Annotated in this window: 17 protein-coding genes; all 17 read right to left on the bottom strand. The window is 62.8% G+C overall.

Annotated elements, in window-relative coordinates:
• Nucleotides 1–160: 160 nt before the first annotated feature.
• A complete protein-coding gene (locus AMK05_RS17980) occupies nucleotides 161–1,948 on the bottom strand; it encodes an adenine deaminase (protein WP_064840493.1) in 1,788 nt (595 codons plus the stop codon).
• Nucleotides 1,945–2,865: a nucleoside hydrolase gene (locus AMK05_RS17975; RefSeq protein ID WP_064840492.1), complete on the bottom strand. Its 921-nt coding sequence runs from the start codon at nucleotides 2,863–2,865 to the stop codon at nucleotides 1,945–1,947. The genes AMK05_RS17980 and AMK05_RS17975 overlap by 4 nt, the downstream gene beginning before the upstream one ends.
• 4 nt (nucleotides 2,866–2,869) lie before the next feature.
• Nucleotides 2,870–3,895 carry an ABC transporter ATP-binding protein gene (locus AMK05_RS17970; protein WP_064840491.1) on the bottom strand — a complete coding sequence of 342 codons (1,026 nt, stop codon included), beginning with the start codon at nucleotides 3,893–3,895 and terminating at the stop codon, nucleotides 2,870–2,872.
• A complete protein-coding gene (locus AMK05_RS17965; RefSeq protein ID WP_064840490.1) occupies nucleotides 3,888–4,667 on the bottom strand; it encodes an ABC transporter permease in 780 nt (259 codons plus the stop codon). The genes AMK05_RS17970 and AMK05_RS17965 overlap by 8 nt, the downstream gene beginning before the upstream one ends.
• Nucleotides 4,664–5,491, bottom strand: coding sequence for an ABC transporter permease (locus AMK05_RS17960; RefSeq protein ID WP_064841432.1), 828 nt, complete (start codon nucleotides 5,489–5,491; stop codon nucleotides 4,664–4,666). The genes AMK05_RS17965 and AMK05_RS17960 overlap by 4 nt, the downstream gene beginning before the upstream one ends.
• Nucleotides 5,492–5,558: 67 nt before the next feature.
• The gene (locus tag AMK05_RS17955; protein WP_064840489.1) at nucleotides 5,559–6,581 is read right to left on the bottom strand and encodes an ABC transporter substrate-binding protein; all 1,023 of its coding nucleotides are present in this window, start codon (nucleotides 6,579–6,581) and stop codon (nucleotides 5,559–5,561) included.
• Nucleotide 6,582: 1 nt separating this feature from the next.
• Nucleotides 6,583–7,626: a LacI family DNA-binding transcriptional regulator gene (locus AMK05_RS17950; RefSeq protein WP_064840488.1), complete on the bottom strand. Its 1,044-nt coding sequence runs from the start codon at nucleotides 7,624–7,626 to the stop codon at nucleotides 6,583–6,585.
• A 172-nt stretch (nucleotides 7,627–7,798) separates the two neighbouring features.
• A complete protein-coding gene (locus AMK05_RS17945) occupies nucleotides 7,799–9,241 on the bottom strand; it encodes an efflux transporter outer membrane subunit (RefSeq protein WP_064840487.1) in 1,443 nt (480 codons plus the stop codon).
• A 149-nt stretch (nucleotides 9,242–9,390) separates the two neighbouring features.
• Nucleotides 9,391–12,501: an efflux RND transporter permease subunit gene (locus AMK05_RS17940; protein WP_064840486.1), complete on the bottom strand. Its 3,111-nt coding sequence runs from the start codon at nucleotides 12,499–12,501 to the stop codon at nucleotides 9,391–9,393.
• A 48-nt stretch (nucleotides 12,502–12,549) separates the two neighbouring features.
• Nucleotides 12,550–13,761, bottom strand: coding sequence for an efflux RND transporter periplasmic adaptor subunit (locus tag AMK05_RS17935; protein WP_064840485.1), 1,212 nt, complete (start codon nucleotides 13,759–13,761; stop codon nucleotides 12,550–12,552).
• A 156-nt stretch (nucleotides 13,762–13,917) separates the two neighbouring features.
• Nucleotides 13,918–14,520, bottom strand: a complete 603-nt coding sequence (locus tag AMK05_RS17930; RefSeq protein ID WP_064840484.1) for a TetR family transcriptional regulator — start codon at nucleotides 14,518–14,520, stop codon at nucleotides 13,918–13,920.
• Nucleotides 14,521–14,624: 104 nt separating this feature from the next.
• Entirely contained in the window at nucleotides 14,625–15,569 is a 945-nt protein-coding gene (locus AMK05_RS17925) for a phosphoribosylaminoimidazolesuccinocarboxamide synthase (protein WP_064840483.1), read from the bottom strand.
• A gap of 81 nt (nucleotides 15,570–15,650) precedes the next feature.
• Nucleotides 15,651–17,393: an SLC13 family permease gene (locus AMK05_RS17920; protein ID WP_064840482.1), complete on the bottom strand. Its 1,743-nt coding sequence runs from the start codon at nucleotides 17,391–17,393 to the stop codon at nucleotides 15,651–15,653.
• A 102-nt stretch (nucleotides 17,394–17,495) separates the two neighbouring features.
• Nucleotides 17,496–18,179, bottom strand: a complete 684-nt coding sequence (locus AMK05_RS17915) for a phosphoribosyltransferase (RefSeq protein WP_064841431.1) — start codon at nucleotides 18,177–18,179, stop codon at nucleotides 17,496–17,498.
• Between the two features lie 14 nt (nucleotides 18,180–18,193).
• A complete protein-coding gene (locus AMK05_RS17910; RefSeq protein ID WP_064840481.1) occupies nucleotides 18,194–19,000 on the bottom strand; it encodes a pseudouridine synthase in 807 nt (268 codons plus the stop codon).
• Nucleotides 19,001–19,154: 154 nt separating this feature from the next.
• Entirely contained in the window at nucleotides 19,155–19,361 is a 207-nt protein-coding gene (locus AMK05_RS17905; protein ID WP_003590425.1) for a hypothetical protein, read from the bottom strand.
• A gap of 141 nt (nucleotides 19,362–19,502) precedes the next feature.
• Nucleotides 19,503–19,841, bottom strand: coding sequence for a hypothetical protein (locus AMK05_RS17900; RefSeq protein ID WP_064840480.1), 339 nt, complete (start codon nucleotides 19,839–19,841; stop codon nucleotides 19,503–19,505).
• Nucleotides 19,842–20,153 lie beyond the last annotated feature (312 nt).

Raw genomic sequence — 20,153 nt, 5'->3', positions numbered from 1 at the left:
GGCCCCCTCATCCGCCCTGCCGGGCACCTTCTCACTGGGGAGAAGGGAATTGTCGCAGCGTCTCGATTCCCCCTTCTATCCCTCGGGGAGGAGGTGCCCGGCAGGGCGGATGAGGGGGCTGCGTGGCAATCCCTCACTTTATAGTCTGGTGCGTCCAGACTTACAAAACCTCCAACACCGGGCTTTCCAGCACCTTGCCCGTCACCACATCCGCAATCCCCTGGTCCGTCTGGTGCGGGCCGGCATTGCAGGCAAGCGTTGCGCCGAAGCAGGCCTTGAAGACCCGGTAGGGCGGTTTCCAGTCGACGATTTTTTCCATGGCTTTGCGGATGCCGGCGAAGGCCGAAGCGGTGTCCTTCAGCGAGGCGCCGGTCACCAGGCCGGAGAGCGGTAGCGGCAGGATCGCCTCGATCTTTCCGTCTTTGGCGACCGCCATGCCGCCGCCGGCTGATATGACGGCGTTGGCGGCGAGCGCCATGTCGCGCGCATTGCCGCCGAAGACGGTGAGGTTGTGGCTGTCATGCGAGACGGTGGTGCAGAAGGCGCCGCGCCATTCGCCCCAGCCGGTGAGGAAGCCGATGCGCGGAGTCCCGTCGGCCTTGCCGTGGCGATGGGCGACGGCGATCATGGCGCTGCCGGCCGGCGGCACGACGAACCCGTCTCTGACCTCCGTCTCCGCCTCGGCCCATTGCGTGAAGCGCGGGCGGTCGATGGTGGCGACGCGGACGCGCTCGCCTCTCGACGGGATAAGGAAATCATCCTCGGCGAATTGCGGGAGCTTCACCGAATTTTCAAGCGGCGCCGTATCGAGCTGTTTGGCGTCGACCTGCAGGCTGCCGTTACCGGCGACGATGCGTCCACCCGAGATGACCAGCTGCGCCCGGAATTGCTCGAGGTCCTCGAAGAGCACGATGTCGGCGCGGCGGCCGGCGGCGATAAGGCCGAGATCTGAGCGCTTCAGCCGCTCGGCGGCGTTAAAGGTCGCGGCCCGGAGCGCCCATTCCGGCTTCATGCCGTAGCGCACCAGACGGCGGATGACATCGTCGAGGCCACCGCTTTGGTAGAGCTCATCGGGAAAGACGTCGTCGGTGCAGAGCGTCACTGTCGGCGGCAGGTGGCCGAGGCCGTTCAGCACCTCGACGAATTCCTTGAGCAGATGGTCATGCGAGCCGCGCAGCTCGATCGTCAGGCCGGCGGCAAGCTTGGCGGCGAGATCGGCGCCGGAGGTGAGTTCGTGGTCGGAGGTGACGCCTGCAGCCATGAAGGCGTTGAGATCGGCACCCTCGAGGCCGCGGGCATGGCCGCAGACGAGTTTGCCGGCGGCAAGACCGGCATTGACGATGGCGCTCATGCGCGGCTCGCCGTCGATGATGCCGCGCATGTTCATGACCTCGGCGACGCCGCCGACGGCGGAGGAGCGCAGCATTTCGGCGATGACGGCGGCATCGAAATCGGCGCCGGCCAGTTCCAGGCCGGGTGCCGACGGCACGCAGGAGGGCGCGAGCAGGATCATGCGTAGCGGCAGTGAGCGCGCCGCCTCCACAGCCCAGTGCACGCCGTCGAGGCCATGGACATTGCCGAATTCATGCGGATCCCAGACGATGGTGGTGACGCCGCGCGGCAGCACGGCACGCGCATATTCGGCCGGTGTCACCATCGAGCTTTCGACATGCATGTGTGTGTCGATCAGGCCGGGTGTCAGGATGCCGCCAGCCGCATCGATGATCTCGGCGGCATCCGTGCGGCTTGCCGAGGCATGAACGCTGGCGATCAGCGCACCGACGAGACCGATATCGGCGTCTCGGATCAGGCCCGTCACCGCATCGAGCAGCCGGCCGCCGGTAATCAGCACGTCGAAAGGGGCATCGCCGCGCGCAGCCGAAACGGCGCGGGCGCGCAAGGCGGGATCATTGAGATCGGCGGATTCGTGGCGAGGGGTGGCGTTCATTTGCGGGCCTCGTTGACCAGTGCGGCGAGAATGATCGCGAGCGCCCTGTCGGCATCGATGTCGGCGGCGAATTCTGCGTTGAAGCTGGCATGCGTGGCGCGGGTCTCGACGACGGTGCGGCCACGCGTCAGGCTGCCCTGCAGCTCGACGTCGATGCGCGCGGGGCGGAAGCTGACGATATCGGGGGCGACGAAGGCGACCGCGGCGCAGGGGTCGTAGATCGCCATTGCAGGGCGGCCGCGGCTGGTGGCGATGCCGATATAACCGGAAAACAGATCGGCGATCAGCGCGGCATTGGCGCCGCCGGCATTGCGCACCGGCTCGGTATTCTCCGGCCGTGCCAGCACCCTGCGGCAGAGGTCGAGATCGACCATGCGAAGCGGCAAGCGATGGGCGATGACGATCGACAAGGCTTCAGGATCGGCGAGCGCGTTGAACTCGGCAGACGCCGTGTGGTTGCCTGAGGTTACGCCGCCGCCCATCCAGACGAGGTCGCTGATGCGGGCGGCGAGATCGGGGCGGGCGAGCGCCACGGCGGCGACATTGGTGAGCGGTCCGAGCGCCAGGATGCGGTGCTGGCCGTCACGTTCCAGCCAGCGGCAAAGCGCTGAGAAGGCATCGCTTTCGGCAAGGGCTGGTGCCTCCGGCAGGCTCCTGCCGATCGTCGGGATGCCGGTTGCGCCGAGGATCGCCTGGGCGGTTTCGAGCTTGCCGAGAACCGGCATGGCGCGGCCGGTGTGGATGGGGAACTTCCAGCTGAAGGCGGTGGCGGCGCCGGCGGCGTTCCTTCTCACCTGGAGCAGCGGCGCATTGCCGAAGACCAGCGATATGCCGTCGATTTCGAATTCCGACTGTGCCACCACCAAAATGGCGGCGATGTCGTCGAAGCCCATGTCGGTATCGATCCAGATGCTCATGATTTCACCCGAACCGTTTGAGGGTGGCCGCGCCGGCAATCGGCAGGTCGAAGGTGAGCGCGCTGCCGATCTCGTGCGTCGGTAGGTTTGCGTCGATCTCGGCCTTGATGGGCCCAAGCGGCGTATCAAGGAGATATTCGCGGGTGTTGCCGGCGAAAGACGTGCCGCGCACCGTGCCCTGGAATGGACCGGAGCCAAGGTTTACCATGCGCGGACGCCAGGCGAGGCCCGCCGCGGCGTCTGCGACCGGAGCGGAAAGCGCGACCGGGCCGTTCGGCGTCGCAAGCTTTCCATCCTTCAGCGCAAAGACATTCTCGAAGCCGACGAAATCGGCGACGAAGGCGGAGGCGGGATGGTTGTAGATCTCCTCGGGCGTACCGATCTGCTCGATGCCGCCGTTCAGCATGACGACGATGCGGTCGGCGAGCGCCAAAGCCTCCACCTGATCGTGAGTAACGAAGATCATGGTGACGCCGGTCTCTTTCTGCACCCGCTGCAATTCGGCGCGCATTTCGAGGCGAAGCCGGGCATCGAGATTGGAGAGCGGCTCGTCGAGCAGCAGCACTTTCGGCTCCATCACCATCGAACGGGCGAGCGCCACGCGCTGCTGTTGGCCGCCGGAGAGTTCGGCCGGCTTGCGGCCGGCTAAGGCCGATAGGCCGACCGATTTGAGGCCGGCGCCGACGCGGGCGTCGAGATCTGCGCCCGAGATGCCTTTGAGGCGCAGACCGAAGGCGACGTTCTCATAGACCGTCAGATGCGGGAAGAGGGCGTAGGATTGGAAGACGAGGCCGACGGCGCGCTTGTTGGCGGAGACGCGGGTGATATCGGCGCCATCGAGGCTGATGCGGCCGGAGGCGGGCGTCAGCAGGCCGGCGATGGCGCGCATCGTCGTCGTCTTGCCGCAGCCCGAGGGGCCGAGCAGCGCCACCAGTTCACCTTTGCCGATCGTAAGGTCGAGATTTCCGACCGCGACCGTATCGCCATAGGCGAGCGTCAGCTTATCGAGTTGAAGATAGGCATCAGACATAACGCGAGAATCCCAGGAAACGCTCGGCGAGGAAGACGATGCCGATCGAGAGGAAGGCGAGAAGGGCGGAGAGCGCCGCAATGGACGGGTCGTAGGTGGTTTCCATATAGCCCAGCATGTCGATCGGCAGCGTCCGCACACCGGGACCGGAAAGGAAGAGGGAGACGGGCACCTGGTTGAAGCTGGTGACGAAGCCGAGGATGAAGGCTGCCAGAATGCCGCCGCGGATATTCGGCATGACCACGCGGAAGAAGGCGCCGAGCCTGGAGGAGCCGAGCAGCACGGCGGCTTCCTCGATATCCGAGCGCAGATTGTCGAGGCTCGCCGAGACGACGCGCACGGCATAGGGCAGCACCAGGGCGGTATGGGCAAAGAAGAGCGCGAGCGTGATGTTGAAGCCGAAGGGCACGACGAGATAACGCAGCAGCGCCAGGCCGACGATGATGCCGGGCACGATGATCGGTAGCGAGACGATGGTGCGGACGGTCTCGGCCGCCGGCAGCCGGTAGCGCGACAGCGCGTAGGCGGCCGGAATGCCGAGGAGGAGGGCTGCCAGCGTTCCGAAGACGGCAAGGAACATCGACATGGCGAAGCTGTCGCGGAAACTTTCGACGGTAAACACCTTCATCACCCAGCGCAGCGACAGTCCCTGCGGCGGGAAGGCCAGCGTATCGCCTGCCGACAGCGAAGCGGCGATGATGATCAGGAAGGGACCGATCAGAAAGACCAGCAGCAGGAAAAGTACGATAGGCGAAAACAGGCGCAGGGTCATCGGCGGCTCCTTGCCGTCGCAAGCCGTTTCAGCAGGATATTGGCGGCAAGGCTCATAACGATCAGAATGAAGGCGATGACGCTTGCCGAGACGAAATCATTGGCGACCGAAACCTGCTGATACAGCAGCGTTTCCAACATCAGCACCTTGGAGCCGCCGAGCACGGCAGGGGTGATATAGGCGGTCAGCGATCCGGTGAAGACAAGCGTGCCGCCGACGACGAGGCCCTCCCTGGTCAGCGGAAGGATGACCTTCCAGAAGACCTGGAACCAGTTGGCGCCGAGCACGCGGGCAGCCGGAATCGCATCCTTCGGCATGTTCTCGAGCGCACTGATCAAGGAAAGGATCATCAGCGGCAGAAAAAGCTGCAGGAGGCCGATGAAGACGGCGGTCTCGGTGAACAGCAGCCGCAGCGGCTCGGCGCTCAGGCCGAGGCCCGTTATCGCCTGGTTGACGATGCCGGTGCGGCCGAGAATGACGATCCAGGCATAGGTGCGCGCCACCGGCGAGATCATCAGCGGCAGGGTGACGAGGCCGATCATGCGGCCCTTACCATCAGGCGGCAGGTTGACGATGGCGAAGGCTGCGGCATAACCGATGACCGCCGAGACGGCGGTGACTTCGAGGCCGAGCCGGAAGCTGCGCAGCAAAACGGTGCGGTTCAGCGTCTCGGAAAAGAAACTGGCATAGGCCGACAGTGACCAGCCGCCGCCGGCACGGAAACCCTCCGACAGCAGGATCGCGACGGGCAGCAGGAAGACCACGGTCGCGAAGACGGCTGCCGGCAGGGCCAGCGCCATGGCTTCTGCGCGGTTCTGGAACATGAGGGGCCTTTCGAGCGGACAGAGGATGATCCCGGCAGAGGTGCCGGGACCGGTTCTCATGCAGGCCTTACTGGCCGACCTTTTCGTTCCAGGTCTTCAGCCAGCCGGCGCGGTTGTCGAGGGCGACGGCCGAAGGGATCAGCTTGAGGCTCCCAGCGGTTTTATCGCCATAGGTAAGATTGTTGGCAGCGGCTTCGGACAGCTTGACCTCGCTGTTTGCGGGACTGTCGACCAGCTTTTCGGCGAGTTTTGTCTGGATGTCGGTCGAAAGCCAGAAGTCCATGAACTGCAAGGCGAGATCCTGGTTTTTCGAACCCTTGGTCAGCACCATGACGTTCATGCCGCCGGTCTGTCCCTCTTTCGGCGTCGCCCAGGCGACCGGGACATCGAGCTTGGTGAAGCCTGCCCAGGAGAAGCGGCCGATCGGCGCTGCCCAGATCTCCTCCTGCTGCATCAGCTGCACGAGCTGCGAGGATTTCTCGTAGAAGGTGACGATGTCGTCCTTCTTCCCGCCCAGCGCCTCGATCGGCGCCTTCAGATCCGGCGTATCCTTGCCGAGCGCCAGGCCGAGCATATAGAGGGCCGGCGGCCCCTGATTGGTGGTCACGTTCGGAAAGGCGACGTGGCCGACATATTCCGGCTTCAGGAGATCGGCCCAGGAGTCGATCTTCATCTTGTCGGAACGATAAGCGATCGAGGTGGCGTAGAAGGTATAACCGACGCTCATGCCGTCGCCGTTCGGATCCTTGGCGACGTCGTAGAGCTTGGCGAAATTGGAAAGTTTCGCGGTATCGACCTTGTCGATCAGGCCGGCACGGGAGGCTGCCAGCGCATCGGCCATGGAAACTGCGGCGAGATCGACGACGGGATTGGCCTTATTGGCCTCCATCTTGGCCAATCGTTCGACGCTGTTGCCGGTCTCGACCACCAGCTTGCAGCCGCATTTGGCTTCGAAGGGATCGTAGACCAGCGTCTTGAAATCATCCTGCGCAAAGGCATAGACGGAAATGGTCAGCGTGCGGTCCGCTGCGTCTGCTCCGAGCGGAGACAGCGCGGCGAGTGCCGCCGAGGCAATGAGAGCTTTTTTCATCTTACATGTTCTCCATCTCTGAGGTTCTTGGTGCCGGGTTCACGGGCCCGGATGACTGGCGGACGATCAACTGCATGGCGACGCGCTCGATCTCAGCGGTAACGAGCACGCCCTGCCGGATGCTGTTTGCGCTTATGGCATCCGCGAGCGCCGACACGGCAATCCCGGCAATCGCGTCCATGTCCATGCGAACCGTCGTCAGCGACGGCGTGACGACGGGCGACCAGATCAGATCGTCGAAGCCGGTGACGCTGACATCGGCTGGAATGTTGACGCCGGCCTGCTGTAGCTCCGTCAGCGCGCGCAGGGCCTGCAGATCGGAGAGTGCCGCGAAAGCGGTGAATCCCTGTTTCACTCTTTCGGCGAGCCCGAGCGGGCAGCCGCTGCCCCCATCCCGCTCCAGCCTGTCGATCCACAGGGTTTCAGCATGCATGCCGGGGTGCAGACCGGCGCGGATGCCATCGGCGCGGTCGTTCTGGACGCTGGACTCCTGATTGTTGCCGATGATGAGGATGCGGCGATGGCCGAGGCCGGCAAGATGGCCGGCGATTTCACCGCCGCCCTGCCAATGGTCGGCGGAAACGGTGTTGCCCGGCGTCGAAGGGGTGTCGATGACGGCGATCGGACAGGCGGCGGACGAAATGCGCGTGGCGCGGCGAGGAATGATGACCATGCCATCGACACCGCGTTCGACCAGCCGATTGATCGCCTCGGTCTGGGCGGCGACATCGCCGCGGGAATCGGCGATCAGCACGCCGTAACCGGCGGCGGAGGCAGCGAATTCGATCGCCTGGGCGATCTTGGGAAAGAGCGGATTGGCGATATCGGGCAGCACCAGTCCGAGAACGCCGCTGCGGCCGGTCCTGAGCGCCCGTCCGGCTTGGCTCGGGACGTAGCCGAGTTCGGCTGCATGCTCGCGGATTCTTTCGACCATCTGGCCGGAGACGCGGCCCTTGCCTGATAATGCATTGGAGACCGTGGCGACCGAGACGCCGAGCGACGTCGCTATCCTGCTGAGGTTCGGTCCCGAACGCGATGAAGCCATGATCGACGGCGCTCTGATTAATCGTTTAACCAGCCTTACATCAGCTCTTTTCGCTTGTCGATTCCCGATTCATCTTATCGCGTATTCTCCGCGATACAAATTCGGTCGACATGAAAAAGCCCCGCGAGACGATCGCGGGGCTGTGTATGTCCAGACGGCGCAAGACGGCCGATCAGGTCTTGGCCGGCTTCACCACGACACTAGTGTTGGCCACGGTGGCTTTGCCGCCGGGGGCATAGCCGCCGCCGACCGCGATGTTGAGGGAGACATAGTCCTTGGCCATCTGCTGAACTGCCTGGGCAAGGCTTGCCTGGGCGAGCGAAACCTGGCGCTGCGCGTCGAGAACGTCGAGCAGCGAAGAGGCGCCGTCCTTGTAAGATGCCGTCGACAGTTCGAGGGTTTCCTGCGTGGTCTTCACCTGGGCCTGGAGCGCCGAGACCGTGCGGGCGTCACGCCGGACCGCGGCGAGCGCGTTCTCAACCTGTTCGACGGAGGTCAGCACCGTCGATTTCCAGTTGAGGTAGGCGGTCGCGGCGTCGGACTGCGCAGACTTGACGTTGGCGCGCAGGCGGCCGCCATCGAAGATCGGCAGGTTGAGGGTCGGACCGAAGGACCAAGGCGTCAGGCCGCCATGGATACCACGCTGGTTGATGTAGGACGGCGAGATCGAACCGCTGAGCGAGATGCTCGGATAAAGCTGCGCCTGGGCAACACCGATATTGGCCGTTGCCGCGGCGAGATCGCGCTCCGCGACGCGAACGTCGGGACGGTTGCGGATCAGGTCGGCCGGAATGCCGGAGTTGATGCCGCCCCGGAACACCGGCTGTCCGCGGCCCTTCAGTAATTCGTCGACGAGTGCCGAGGCCGGCAGGCCGAGCAACGTGGCAATGTGATGGGCTGATATGCGGATGTTGGTTTCGAGGCCGGGAATTTCGGCGAGCGTCGATTGTACCAAGCCTTCGGCCTGGACGACGTCAAGGCGCGAGGCGGCGCCGGCTTCAAGCTGGAATTTGGTGAGCTCGTAGGTTTCCTGACGCGACTTCAGGTTGGCCCTCGAAAGCGCCAGGCGCTGCTGATAGTAGCGAACGTCGATATAGCTCGAGACGAGATCCTGCACCAGGGTCAGCTTGGCGACATCAGCCGATGCGTAGGCGGAATCGAGCGAAGCAAGGGCGCTCTCGGTGCTGCGCTTGTAGAGGCCGAAGAGATCGAGCAGCCAGCTCAGTTGGACGTCGCCGGCACTGGTATTACGCGTGTCGAACTGCGTGCGCAGCTCGCCCCTCTGGCCGCTGACCGTGTGCGAGCCGCCGACCGTCAGGTTCGGCAGGCCGCCGGCACCGGCGGTGGTGACGTTGGCGGAGGCGGCATTGATGCGTTCGATCGCCTGCTGGACAGTCAGGTTCTGATCGAGGCCGGCCTGGACATAACCATTCAGTTTGGGGTCGTTGAAGGCGGTCCACCAGGCTGCGGTAGCAACATCGCCTACACTTTTTGTGCCACCCTCTCCGAATTTGGCGGGCAGCGGCATCTCAGGAGGAACATGATCCGGACCAACAACGCAGCCCGACAACAATAACAATAATGCCGGTGTGGCGGCAAAACGAAGAGATACCATTCATTTCATCCTGTACTCGAGCAAGTCAATTCTTGTCCGAAGCTTCATGCTTCACTATCGGCCGCCGCGCCTCGTTTACCAAAAACACCATTCCGAAGCAGTCGGGCGCAATGTAGCAACGCCAACAGCATTATCACAGTGCATTTATATCACAGTCCTGCCGCATTTTTGCCGCCTGTGGCAAAGATGCGTCGGATGACGACGAAAAACGACGGCACGAAGAAAATTCCGAGCATCGTCGCCGCCAGCATGCCGCCGAGAACGCCGATACCGATGGCGTTCTGTGCCGCCGAACCCGCGCCTGTCGCGATCGCCAGCGGCACGACGCCGAGAATGAAGGCAAGCGAGGTCATGATGATCGGCCGCAGGCGCAATCTCGCCGCTTCCAATGTCGCCTCGTAGAGCCCCATGCCGCTTTCCATGCGGTCCTTGGCGAATTCGACGATCAGGATCGCGTTCTTCGCTGCCAGCCCGATGGTCGTCAGCAGGCCGACCTTGAAATAGACGTCGTTCGCCTGACCGAAGAGCGTTGCCGCCGTCAGCGCTCCGAGAATGCCGACGGGTACCGCCATGATCACCGAGAAGGGGATCGACCAGCTTTCGTAAAGCGCTGCCAGGCAGAGGAAGACGACGAGAACCGAGATCGCGTAGAGCATCGGCGCCTGAGAACCGGAAAGCCGCTCCTGGTAGGAGATGCCCTGCCAGGCGACCGTATAGCCGCCGCCGAGCTGTTCGGTCAGCGCTTCCATCTCGTTCATCGCATCGCCGGAGGAAACCCCGGGCGCGGAAGCCCCGTCGAGCGGAATGGCGCTGACGGCGTTGAAGCGAGCAAGCGAGGGCGCTCCCTTGACCCATTCCGTTTTGGTAAAGGCGGAGAAGGGCACCATTTCGCCGTCATTGTTGCGGGCGTACCAATGGTTGAGATCATCGGGCTGCATGCGGAAGGGGGCGTCGCCCTCGACGTAGACCGGTTTGATCTCGCCGTTCAGAGTGAAGTCGTTGACGTCGCGGCCGGTGAAGATGATCGACAGCATCGAATTGACCGAGGCGATGTCGACGCCCATGGCGCCGATCTTCTCCTGATCGAGCACGATGCGCATCTGCGGCTCGACCTCCTTGTTGCTGCTGCGCAGCGCCACGATCTTGCCCGAGGTGTTGCCCATCTGGATCAGCCGCTTGGAGGCGGCCGTCAGGGCGTCATTGCCGTGGCCGCCGGTATCGACGAGATACATGGAGAAGCCGCTCGACACACCAAGACCCTGGATCGCCGGCGGCAGGAGCGCAAAGACTTGCGCCTCGCGGATCGCAAAGAAATTGCCGAGCGCACGGTTGACGACTGACTGGGCGCTCAGCTTGGGATCGGTGCGTTTCGCGAAATCCTTGAGCTTGGTGAAGACGATGGCGCTGTTCTGGCCGGAACCGTTGAAGCCGAAGCCGAGGGCGCCGAAGACGGATTCGACCGCATTCTTCTCATTTTCGCGATAATATTTCTCGACCTTCTCGACGACCGCCTGGGTCTGCTGGGTGGTCGAGCCCGGCGGTGTGGTGACGATGGTCAGCAGTACACCCTGGTCTTCCTGCGGCAGGAATGAACTCGGCAGGCGGGTGAAGAGATAGGCGCAGCCGGCGCCGACGAGCAGGAAGACCAGCATGACCCGGATCGGCCTCTTCAGCAGATAGCCGATGGTTCTGACATAGCCGTTGGTCGAGCGGGTGAAGTTGCGGTTGAACCAGTCGCCGACGCGGTGCTTCCTGTGTTCGCCGACCGGCTTCAGCATCGTGGCGCAAAGGGCCGGCGTCAGCACGAGGGCGACGAGCGCCGACAGCAGCATGGCCGAAACGATGGTGATCGAAAACTGGCGATAGATGATGCCTGTGGAGCCGCCGAAGAACGCCATCGGAATAAAGACGGCGGTCAGCACGAGCGCGATGCCGACAATGGCGCCGGTGATCTCGCCCATCGATTTTTCCGTCGCCTCGAGCGGCGAAAGCTTCTCTTCGGACATGATGCGTTCGACGTTTTCGACGACGACGATGGCGTCGTCGACGAGAAGGCCGATCGCCAGCACCATGGCGAACATCGTCAAGGTATTGATCGAGTAGCCGGTGACCGCCAGCACGCCGAAGGTGCCAAGCAGCACCACGGGAACGGCAATCGTCGGGATCAGCGTCGCCCGCAGGTTCTGCAGGAAGATGAGGAGGACGACGAAAACGAGCACGATCGCCTCGATCAGCGTGTGCACGACCTTCTCGATCGACAGCTCGACGAAGGGTGTCGTGTCGTAGGGATAGGTGATTTCCACACCTGCGGGGAGGCCGCGGCCGATGACATCGAGCGCCGAGCGCACGCGGGCGGCGGTGTCGATGGCGTTGGCGCCGATCGCCAGGTTGACGGCAAAACCGGTCGAGGGCTGGCCGTTGTAACGCGAATTGCCGCCATAGCTTTCCTGGCCGATCTCGATGCGCGAGACGTCGCTCAAACGAACGGTCGCGCCATCCTTTTCGACCTTCAGGATGATGTGCTCGAAATCGGCGACGGTGGTCAGCTGGCTTTGCGCTGTGATGGTGACGTTGATCTGCTGGCCGGGGACCGCCGGCTGGGCGCCCAGCGAACCGACTGAGACCTGGGTGTTCTGCGCCTGGATGGCCGCGGTGACGTCGCTCGGCGTCAACTGATATTTCAGCAGCTTGAAGGGATCGAGCCAGACGCGCATGGCATATCCCGAACCGAAGACGTTGATGCTGCCGACGCCTTCGAGACGCTGGATCTGATCTTCGATCGAGGTCGACAGGATGTTGCCGAGGTCGACCGAGTTGCGCTTGCCGTCGGTCGAGACAAGGGAGCCGACGAGAAGGATGCTCGAAGTCGAGCGGGTGACGCTGATACCGGCATCGATGACGTCGCCCGGGAGCTGCGACTGAACCAGCTGCAGTTTGTTCTGCACCTGCACCTGAGCGATATCGGGGTCGGCGCTCGTCCCGAAGGTCAGCTGGATGCTCGCCGACCCCGTCGACGAGGTCGAGGTCATGTAGGTCAGATCGTCGAGGCCGGTCATGCCGTCCTCGATGATCGTCGTCACCGATTTCTCGACGGTCTCGGCACTGGCGCCCCGATAGGTGGCGTTGATGCGGACCGTTGTCGGGGCGATGTCGGGATATTGCGAGATCGACAGGGTGAAGATCGCCAGCAGGCCGGCGAGCATGATGGTGATCGCAATGACCCAGGCGAAAATCGGACGTCGGATGAAAAACTTGGCCATCGGTTGTTCCTGTGCGGCTGAGACGGTGACGATGCGAGCTCGAAGCGACTATTTCGCTGCGGGCTTTCCAGCGTCACCGGCCGCAGGCTGCTCGGCAGCCACGACCACGCCGTTGTCGGTGATCTTCATCGGAACCGGCTTCACCGGCATGCCTGACGTGATCGATTGCAGGCCGCTGACGATCAGCTGGTCGCCGTCCTTGATGCCTTCGGTCACCAGCCAGGAATTATTGGAGGGCGAGCTGTTTTCGAAAGCGCGGGTTTCGACCTTGCCGTCAGCGGAAACGAATTGCGCCGTCAGCCGGCCGTTGGCGTCACGACTCGTCGCCAGCTGCGGCAGCGCATAACCGTCCTCGGCGCCGAGCTCGACGGTTGCCCGGACATACATGCCGGGCAGCACGATACGGTCGGGATTGGGAAAAAGCACGCGGATGATGAAGGTGCCCGTGGTCTCACTGACCACCTGCTTCGACATGTCGAGCTTGCCCTGCTGATTGTATTCCTTGCCGTCTTCGAGGATCAGGTGGAAGACGACATTGACTGCACCCTTGATATCGCCGGCCGCCATCGCATCGCGTAGCTTCAAGAGGTTGGTGCTCGATTCGGTCAGTGAGATATAGATCGGATCGAGCTGGCGGATCGTCGTCAGCGCCGTCGTCTGGTTGGCCGAGACGACGTTGCCGACATTATAGGCCGTCTGGTCGATAATGCCGTCGAAAGGCGCGATGATCCTGGTGTGGTCGAGGTCGATCTGCGCGGCCGATAGTGCGGCCTTCGCCGACTCGACTTCGGCCTTGGCCTGCAGCAACGTCGTCTTGGCCGTTTCGAATTCGATCTGGGTGGCGCCGCTGCCGACGAGGCGCTGGTAGCGGTCGAGATTGCTTTCCGCGCTCGGCACACTCGCCTCGGCTTTGGAGATTGCCGCCTTGGCCTGCTCGACGGCGGCGATATAGGGCGCATCCTCGATCTGGTAGAGAAGGTCGCCCTTCTTGATCTCGCCGCCTTCCTTAAAAGCGATCTCGCGGATGAGGCCGCTCACCTGCGGCCGGATATCGGCTGTCTGGAAGGTCTCTGCGCGTCCGGGAAGGATCGTGGTGATCGGGAAACTGCCCTTTTTCAGCGTAATCACGCCGACGGGCGATGCCGGCTGGGCCGCGCCAGCGCCGGCATTGCCGGCGGGCTTGCCGGTATTGTCGCTGCAGGCTGCGAGCAGGGCGCCGAACGCCAGCGCCGAGGAGATGAGGAGGGCACGCCGTATCATTCTGAATTCCCTGTACGGTGGCAGTGGCCGTCCGATCCACGGGCTCGGCTCAGCCGAGCGCAGGCTTATGTAAGCGTCAGGATTGCTTCGGCTGCAAATGCCATCATCCGAATTTAAGAAAAGCTTTACGAAGTGACGTAAGTCAGCAATCGTCACTTAGCAAGCATTATTTTGCAGTGCGGCATCAACAAAATCCACGATGTCCTCGGCGCGGTGCACCAGTGTTTCCTTATCGTCGCGGACGATAAGGATGGGGTGCAGCACGCAGGCCAACACATCTGCGACGGTGCGTGCCGCGCTTTTCGGATCGCGGCAATGGTAGCGGTTCTCCGCCATGCCCTCGCGGATGATCCCACTGAGCTTCTCTTCGATGCGGGCGCGATAGCGGTTGCCGGCCTCGAGTTTGGCTTCGACCGTCGAAAGCACCATTTCGAAGATGTAGGGGTTTTTTTGGATGTCCTGCAGATGGCCTTCCAGCAGGCGCAGGACGAAGCGGAGCAATTGCTCTTTTGGCGGCAGGTCCTCGTCGAAGGCCGCGAAACGCTCGGTGGCATTGTCGAGATGGCGCCCGGCGATCGCATCGACCAGCGCCACCTTGGAGCGGAAATGCTTGAAGACATTGGCCGGCGACATGTCGAGCGCGCCGGCGATGTCGGCGATCGACACCGCGACATAGCCGCGCTCGCGAAACAGCATCTCCGCCATGGAGAGGATATCCTCCCGCGTTTCCTCGGCCTTGCGTCTCGGCCTTCTTGCCATCCGTCCCCCGTCGGGCCGAGCCCGATCCTTTTGGCCGATGTTAGCGCGATTGCACGAAATGCCGCAAGCCGATGAGTGGCCGGCGGCTTTCGCGTGCCGCCATCTCAGGGGAAGTGCGGGGCGAGGTTATGCCGGATGCGGGCAAGCGGCGTCTCGCCGCTATCGTCGGGAACAAAGCGCTCGCCGGTGATCGCCTCATAGGCCCTGATATAGACGGCCGAGGTTTGTTCGATTAGTTCGGTGGGAATCTCGGGGATCTCATCCTTATACGGGTCGCAACGCTCCGCCACCCAGGCGCGGACGAAATCCTTGTCGAAACTTTCCGGGCGTTGTCCGGCGGCAAAACTTGCCGGATAGCTTTCGGCAAGCCAGTAGCGGCTGCTGTCGGGCGTGTGGATCTCATCGGCGAGGATGATGTTGCCGTCGCTGTCGGTGCCGAATTCATATTTCGTGTCGACGAGAATCAGGCCGCGTTCGGCCGCCATCTCCTGGCCGCGGGCGAAGAGCGCGAGCGCGTATCGCGAAAGGGTCTCCCACTGCTGGCTGGTCAGCAGGCCGCGCGTGACGATTTCGGCAGGCGTCAGCGGCTCGTCATGGCCACCGTCGAATTCCTTGCTGGTCGGGGTGATGACGGGTTCGGGCAGGACCTGGTTGTCGCGCATGCCGTCAGGCAGGCGCATGCCGTACATCTCGCGCTCACCCTTCTTATAGAGCGTCAGGATCGACGTGCCGGTGGTGCCGGCGAGATAACCGCGCACAACGATTTCGACCGGCAGAATGTCGAGCCGTTTGCCGATGACGACATTGGCATCGGGATAATCGATGACGTGGTTCGGGCAGATATCCTTCGTCGCCTCGAACCAGTAGCGCGCCGTCTGTGTCAGCACCTGGCCCTTATAAGGAATGCAGGTGAGGATGCGGTCGAAAGCGCTCAGCCGGTCGGTGCTGATGATGATGCGGCGTCCGTCCGGAAGATCGTAATTCTCGCGCACCTTGCCGCGATAATAGTTCGGCAGTTCCGGGAAATGGGCTTCGGAGAGGATTCGCACGGCGCTCGACTGTCCTTGTGATTGGGTGAAGGCTTCCTGTCGTTTCATCGCCGGGAAGTCAAGGTGGCCCCAACTATCGCATCACAGCCAGAACAGAGCCAGAAAAAACAAAGCGAGGCCGTAGCTTGTGACGGCAAGCGGCCAGCCGGCGCGCAGGAAGTCGCGGAAGCGGTAGCCGCCAATGCCCATCGCCAGCGTGTTGTTGTGATGGCCGAAGGGCGTCAGGAAATCCAGCGAGGCGCCGGCGGCGACGGCGATCAGGTAGGCGTCCGGGACGTGACTGCCGGCTTTCGCGAATTCCAATGCGATCGGGGCCAGAACGATTGCGACCGTCGCATTGTTGACGAAAGGGGTCAGCGCCATGGCGAGGAAGAGGATGAGAGCGATGCCGAAGAGCGGATGGGTGATCGGCACGACGAGGCTCAGCCAGCCGGCGATGGTTTCGGCCGCACCGGTGCTTGCCACTGCCTGACCGATGGGGATCATCGCCGCCAGCATGATAATGATTGGCCAGTTGAGATCGGCCATCGCCTGGCGGATGTTCAGATGGTTGAGCAAAGCGAGCACGAGCACGATGCCGGCAAAGGCGACGTCGGGACGCAGGCCGGCGGCAGATGCGGCGATGCCGCAGGCAAACAGCGCGAAAGGCCGCCAGGAGAGCGAGGCCGGCTCGCTCGAAACAGCCGAAGCGAGTGGCAGACACTCGCTTTCTTCAAGCCCTTCGGCGATTGCCATGCGCGGCCCTTCGAGCGTCAATATATCGCCGATCGACAGCTGCAGGTCGAGGAAACGGCCCTCGATGCGCGGCGCCCGCATGGAAAGGGCGGTGACCGCGACGCCGCGGCTGTGAAAGATTTCGAGCGAGCGGATGCGCGAGCCCACCAGCGTGCTTTCTGGCATGACGACGGCTTCGACACGGGTAAAATCCGGCTGAAGGCCATGCGGATGGCTATCGGCGATCAGCGCCTGCGCGGCGGCAAGGCCGGCAAAGACGGTATCGCCGCCTTCGGCAAGCAGCACGTCGCCGGCTTCGATCACCAACTGGTCGAGCGGACCGAAGACGAAATTTTCGCCGCGGATCAGCGCATGCGGCTTGACGCCGAAATGCGTGGGACAATCGGAAAGCTGCACGCCGATCAGCGGCGACCCGTCAGGGATGCGACGCTCGACGACGATGCGGCGCGTGGCCGGTGAGATTGTCGTCGGCGTTTCGTCTGGCTCCGGAAACAGCCGCTGCACCTGAAAGGCGATGAGCAGAATGCCGGCGACGGCGACGGGCAGGCCGACATAGGCGAAATCGAAGAAGCGAAAGCCTGATCCGGTCGCCTTGGCGAGCGCATCGCTGACGAGCAGGTTGGCCGGCGTGCCGATCAGCGAGACGAGGCCGCCGAGCAGGGCTGCAAACGAGACCGGTAGGACGAGCTGGCGGCGGGGGATCGTCAGCGCTGTGCCGAGCCGCAGCGCCACCGGAAGGGTGATCGCAAAGGCACCGATATTGTTCATGAAGATGGAGATGAAGCCGGCCAGCGAAGAGGTGCCTGCTATGACCTGGAAGCGCGAGGGTCCTGCGGCCGCGAAACGGGCGGCGAGATTGTCGAAGAGCCTGGCGCGCGCCAGCACCTGGACGATCAGCAGGATCTCGACGACGGTGACGACGACGGGACTGGCAAAGCCCGTGAAGATCTGGTCGGCGGGATATAGCCCGAGCGCATAGCCGGCGAGCAGGCCGGCGATCGAAATTACCTCGATGCGGATGCGATCGAGTGAGAAGAGAACGAGCATCGCCAGCAGAAGGATCAGCAGGGATGCTTGCTCGAACGTCATGCGTGGGTCCGGTGTTTTATCGACGAGGCGGACTGTAATCGTTCCTCAAGCGCTGTACAGAGGTTCCTTCAGGCAAAGATTGAACAATTCTCAAATCTCGCGTCAAGCCGATAGTACCCACCGGCCGGCTTCGTTCCGCTCCAGAACGGGGGTGGCGAAAACGCCGATGGTGCGCGCGACCCATTGTGGTCCCGCGGCTGCCAGGCTTTCGCGCCAGCGCTCCGATTGCAGCATCGCCGCACCGATGGCCGCGGGTTCGATGTCGCAGCCCATCAGCAGTTGAAGGCCGGCTGTAATCGAGGCGCCGCTGGATATGACGTCGTCGATCAGAGCGACGCGCCGTCCGGTCAGCAGCGGGAGCATGCGCGGATCGATATAGAGGCGCTTCTGCTGTGTCGGCGTGGTGATTGAGGACAGGGCGACGGAGAGCTCGTCGCGGTACCAGAATTTGCGCGAGGTGCCGAGCGGAACGTACCTGTTATGACCGAGCTTCTGGGCCACGGCGGCGGCAAGCGTCAGGCCGAGGGTCGGCAGGCCGGCGACGACATCGATCGACATCGGCCTGATCTTTTCGGCGAGGCTTTCGGCGAGCGCATCGAGCACGGCGAAGCTCGCCTGGTTGACGATCAGCGAGGCGAGCGCATGTTCGCCATCCGCCAGCACGCGGATCGGCAGGCGAAGCTGGCGGCCGTCCTCCAGCGCGGCAACATAGAAGGAAGTGAACTCGCCGGCGGCGGCGAAGGTGCCGGGCGGATGAAACTCCTGCCAGAAATCATGCGGCTCCATGCCGACCCCATCGATCAACTGCGTCTTGTCCTTTCGACGCCGGTTTTCCGGCGCAGCGTCTGTAACTCCGCCTCGGTCAGCGCACGCACGGCGCCTTTCGGCAATTCGCCGAGTTCAAGCCCGCCGATTGCGACGCGCACCAGGCGCAGGCATTCGGTTCCGAGCGCCTCCAGCATGCGGCGGATCTGGCGGTTGCGGCCCTCGTCGAGCTCGACCTCGATCCATGAGTTCCGGTCGCCCTGGCGCAAGCGCCGCGCGGCGGTCGCCGTCAGCAATTCGCCATCGTGACGGATGCCCGATGTCATGGCGGCGATGCCCTCGTCGTCCATGATGCCGTCGATCTGGACATGGTAGGTCTTCGTCACATGCGTGATCGGATCGAGCAGGATCTGTGCGAATTCGGTGTCGTTGGTGAAAAGCAGCAGGCCTTCGCTCGCCTTGTCGAGCCGGCCGACCGGGGAGAGGTACGGGATGTCGAAATCCCTGAGACAATCATAGACCGTCGGTCTGCCTTCGGGATCGTCGCGGGTGGTGACCAGCCCGCGCGGCTTGTTGAGCATCAGATAGATTTTCGCTTCGGCGGCGATGACGAGACCGTCGACACTGATCTTGGCCGTAGCAAGGTCGACCCAGGCGGAGGTATCGCTGATGGTCCGACCGTCGACGGCAACGCGACTTTCGGCGATCAGCCGCTCGGCCTGCGTTCGGGAGCAATAACCAAGCTTGGAAAGAGCACGGGGGAGGGTGACCCGCTTGGCCGCGGCGTCGGCGGCGGGCTTTGTCCGCTCGTGCGGCTTATATGATGCACGCCGTTCCCTCATCTGCGGTCCCTATGCTGTCTTGATGCCTTCTCTTGGCATGAACGACGCAAGGATGCCAGCAAGGCAGAGAAAAACCGGGGGAGAAGAGACGCCGTAAAAGAACGTCAGCGCTTTGGAGCAAAGCGCCGTTCCGGCATGATGAGTTCGCGCTGGTTCAGCGGCAGGCCATGAAGCCGGCAAGTTCCTTGCGGCTGACAACGATTCCGGCGGCGGCCTTGACCGGGTCCGGATGCGTATACGACAGACTTGGCATTTCGGGCAGGTCGAGTGCCTGACGCATATTCATGATGCCGACCGCGTAACGGCCGTTGACGCCATCGACGCTGACTTCAATGATGCAATTGGCCCTCTTGTTTTCCATGTTGTCCTCCCTTTCGTTTTTTATGGTCCCTTGCTTACATTAAAAATTGGTTTTTCTGAGACATAAGCATTTACGCACCCTGCCGAAAACCGGATCGGCGGGTGCGTAAAAATATGATTTTTCAGCGGATACGGCCGGGCTCTAGCGCCACCAATGGCGAGGCTGCGGCTGGGAGCTGCCGGAAAGCAGATAGCCGGCAAGGAACCCAATCGCGCCTGCGAGCATCAGCGCAGTTGTCGCTGCGGTTGGATGCTCGCGGGCAGCGCCTGCGGCAGCGGCACCTTCGGCCCTGATCTGGGCGACGGCATTCTTGGCGCGGGGCAGGGCTTCATCATAAGCCTTGCCGGCGCGGCCGCGCACTTCGTAATAGGCTTCGGCGCCCTGAGCGGAAATCATCTTCTGCAGGCGCGAAACCTCCTGCTGGAGTGCGGCGATGTCCTTGCTGACAGATGCTCTGATATCATCGGTGTTGGCAGCCATATCGGTCTCCTTCCTTAATGGGAAAGACAACACTCCAGACGGCGATAGGTTCCGAAATGTCCGCCGCTGATTTGTGACGGAAATTTAAAGTCTTGGGCCGGGCGCACGTTAATCCCCGGTTTACCATAAATTCCCTCAAGCGGCTGTTTTTTGTGATTTTTCGCCGGTTGAGAGCGGGTTTCCGATGAATTTTTGACCGGGCGGTAAAAGAATTTTTGGAAATTTGCCCCGAAAACGCCGGCTGTGGATAAAGATTGACGGGAAAATGCATTCCGAATCAACCTGTTACAAAAATGTCAAAAAACTTTGGTT

The sequence above is a fragment of the Rhizobium sp. N324 genome (assembly GCF_001664485.1).
Taxonomy (GTDB): Bacteria; Pseudomonadota; Alphaproteobacteria; order Rhizobiales; family Rhizobiaceae; genus Rhizobium.
Note: the sequence above shows the minus strand (reverse complement) of the source record. Positions and strands in the feature narration are given on the sequence as shown.

Excerpts from the sequence above, each read along its gene's own strand:
- AMK05_RS17980 (WP_064840493.1), bottom strand. The coding sequence starts at position 1,948 with ATGAACGCCACCCCTCGCCACGAATCCGCCGATCTCAATGATCCCGCC.
- AMK05_RS17975 (WP_064840492.1), bottom strand. The coding sequence starts at position 2,865 with ATGAGCATCTGGATCGATACCGACATGGGCTTCGACGACATCGCCGCC.
- AMK05_RS17970 (WP_064840491.1), bottom strand. The coding sequence starts at position 3,895 with ATGTCTGATGCCTATCTTCAACTCGATAAGCTGACGCTCGCCTATGGC.
- AMK05_RS17965 (WP_064840490.1), bottom strand. The coding sequence starts at position 4,667 with ATGACCCTGCGCCTGTTTTCGCCTATCGTACTTTTCCTGCTGCTGGTC.
- AMK05_RS17960 (WP_064841432.1), bottom strand. The coding sequence starts at position 5,491 with ATGTTCCAGAACCGCGCAGAAGCCATGGCGCTGGCCCTGCCGGCAGCC.
- AMK05_RS17955 (WP_064840489.1), bottom strand. The coding sequence starts at position 6,581 with ATGAAAAAAGCTCTCATTGCCTCGGCGGCACTCGCCGCGCTGTCTCCG.
- AMK05_RS17950 (WP_064840488.1), bottom strand. The coding sequence starts at position 7,626 with ATGGCTTCATCGCGTTCGGGACCGAACCTCAGCAGGATAGCGACGTCG.
- AMK05_RS17945 (WP_064840487.1), bottom strand. The coding sequence starts at position 9,241 with ATGGTATCTCTTCGTTTTGCCGCCACACCGGCATTATTGTTATTGTTG.
- AMK05_RS17940 (WP_064840486.1), bottom strand. The coding sequence starts at position 12,501 with ATGGCCAAGTTTTTCATCCGACGTCCGATTTTCGCCTGGGTCATTGCG.
- AMK05_RS17935 (WP_064840485.1), bottom strand. The coding sequence starts at position 13,761 with ATGATACGGCGTGCCCTCCTCATCTCCTCGGCGCTGGCGTTCGGCGCC.
- AMK05_RS17930 (WP_064840484.1), bottom strand. The coding sequence starts at position 14,520 with ATGGCAAGAAGGCCGAGACGCAAGGCCGAGGAAACGCGGGAGGATATC.
- AMK05_RS17920 (WP_064840482.1), bottom strand. The coding sequence starts at position 17,393 with ATGACGTTCGAGCAAGCATCCCTGCTGATCCTTCTGCTGGCGATGCTC.
- AMK05_RS17915 (WP_064841431.1), bottom strand. The coding sequence starts at position 18,179 with ATGGAGCCGCATGATTTCTGGCAGGAGTTTCATCCGCCCGGCACCTTC.
- AMK05_RS17910 (WP_064840481.1), bottom strand. The coding sequence starts at position 19,000 with ATGAGGGAACGGCGTGCATCATATAAGCCGCACGAGCGGACAAAGCCC.
- AMK05_RS17905 (WP_003590425.1), bottom strand. The coding sequence starts at position 19,361 with ATGGAAAACAAGAGGGCCAATTGCATCATTGAAGTCAGCGTCGATGGC.
- AMK05_RS17900 (WP_064840480.1), bottom strand. The coding sequence starts at position 19,841 with ATGGCTGCCAACACCGATGATATCAGAGCATCTGTCAGCAAGGACATC.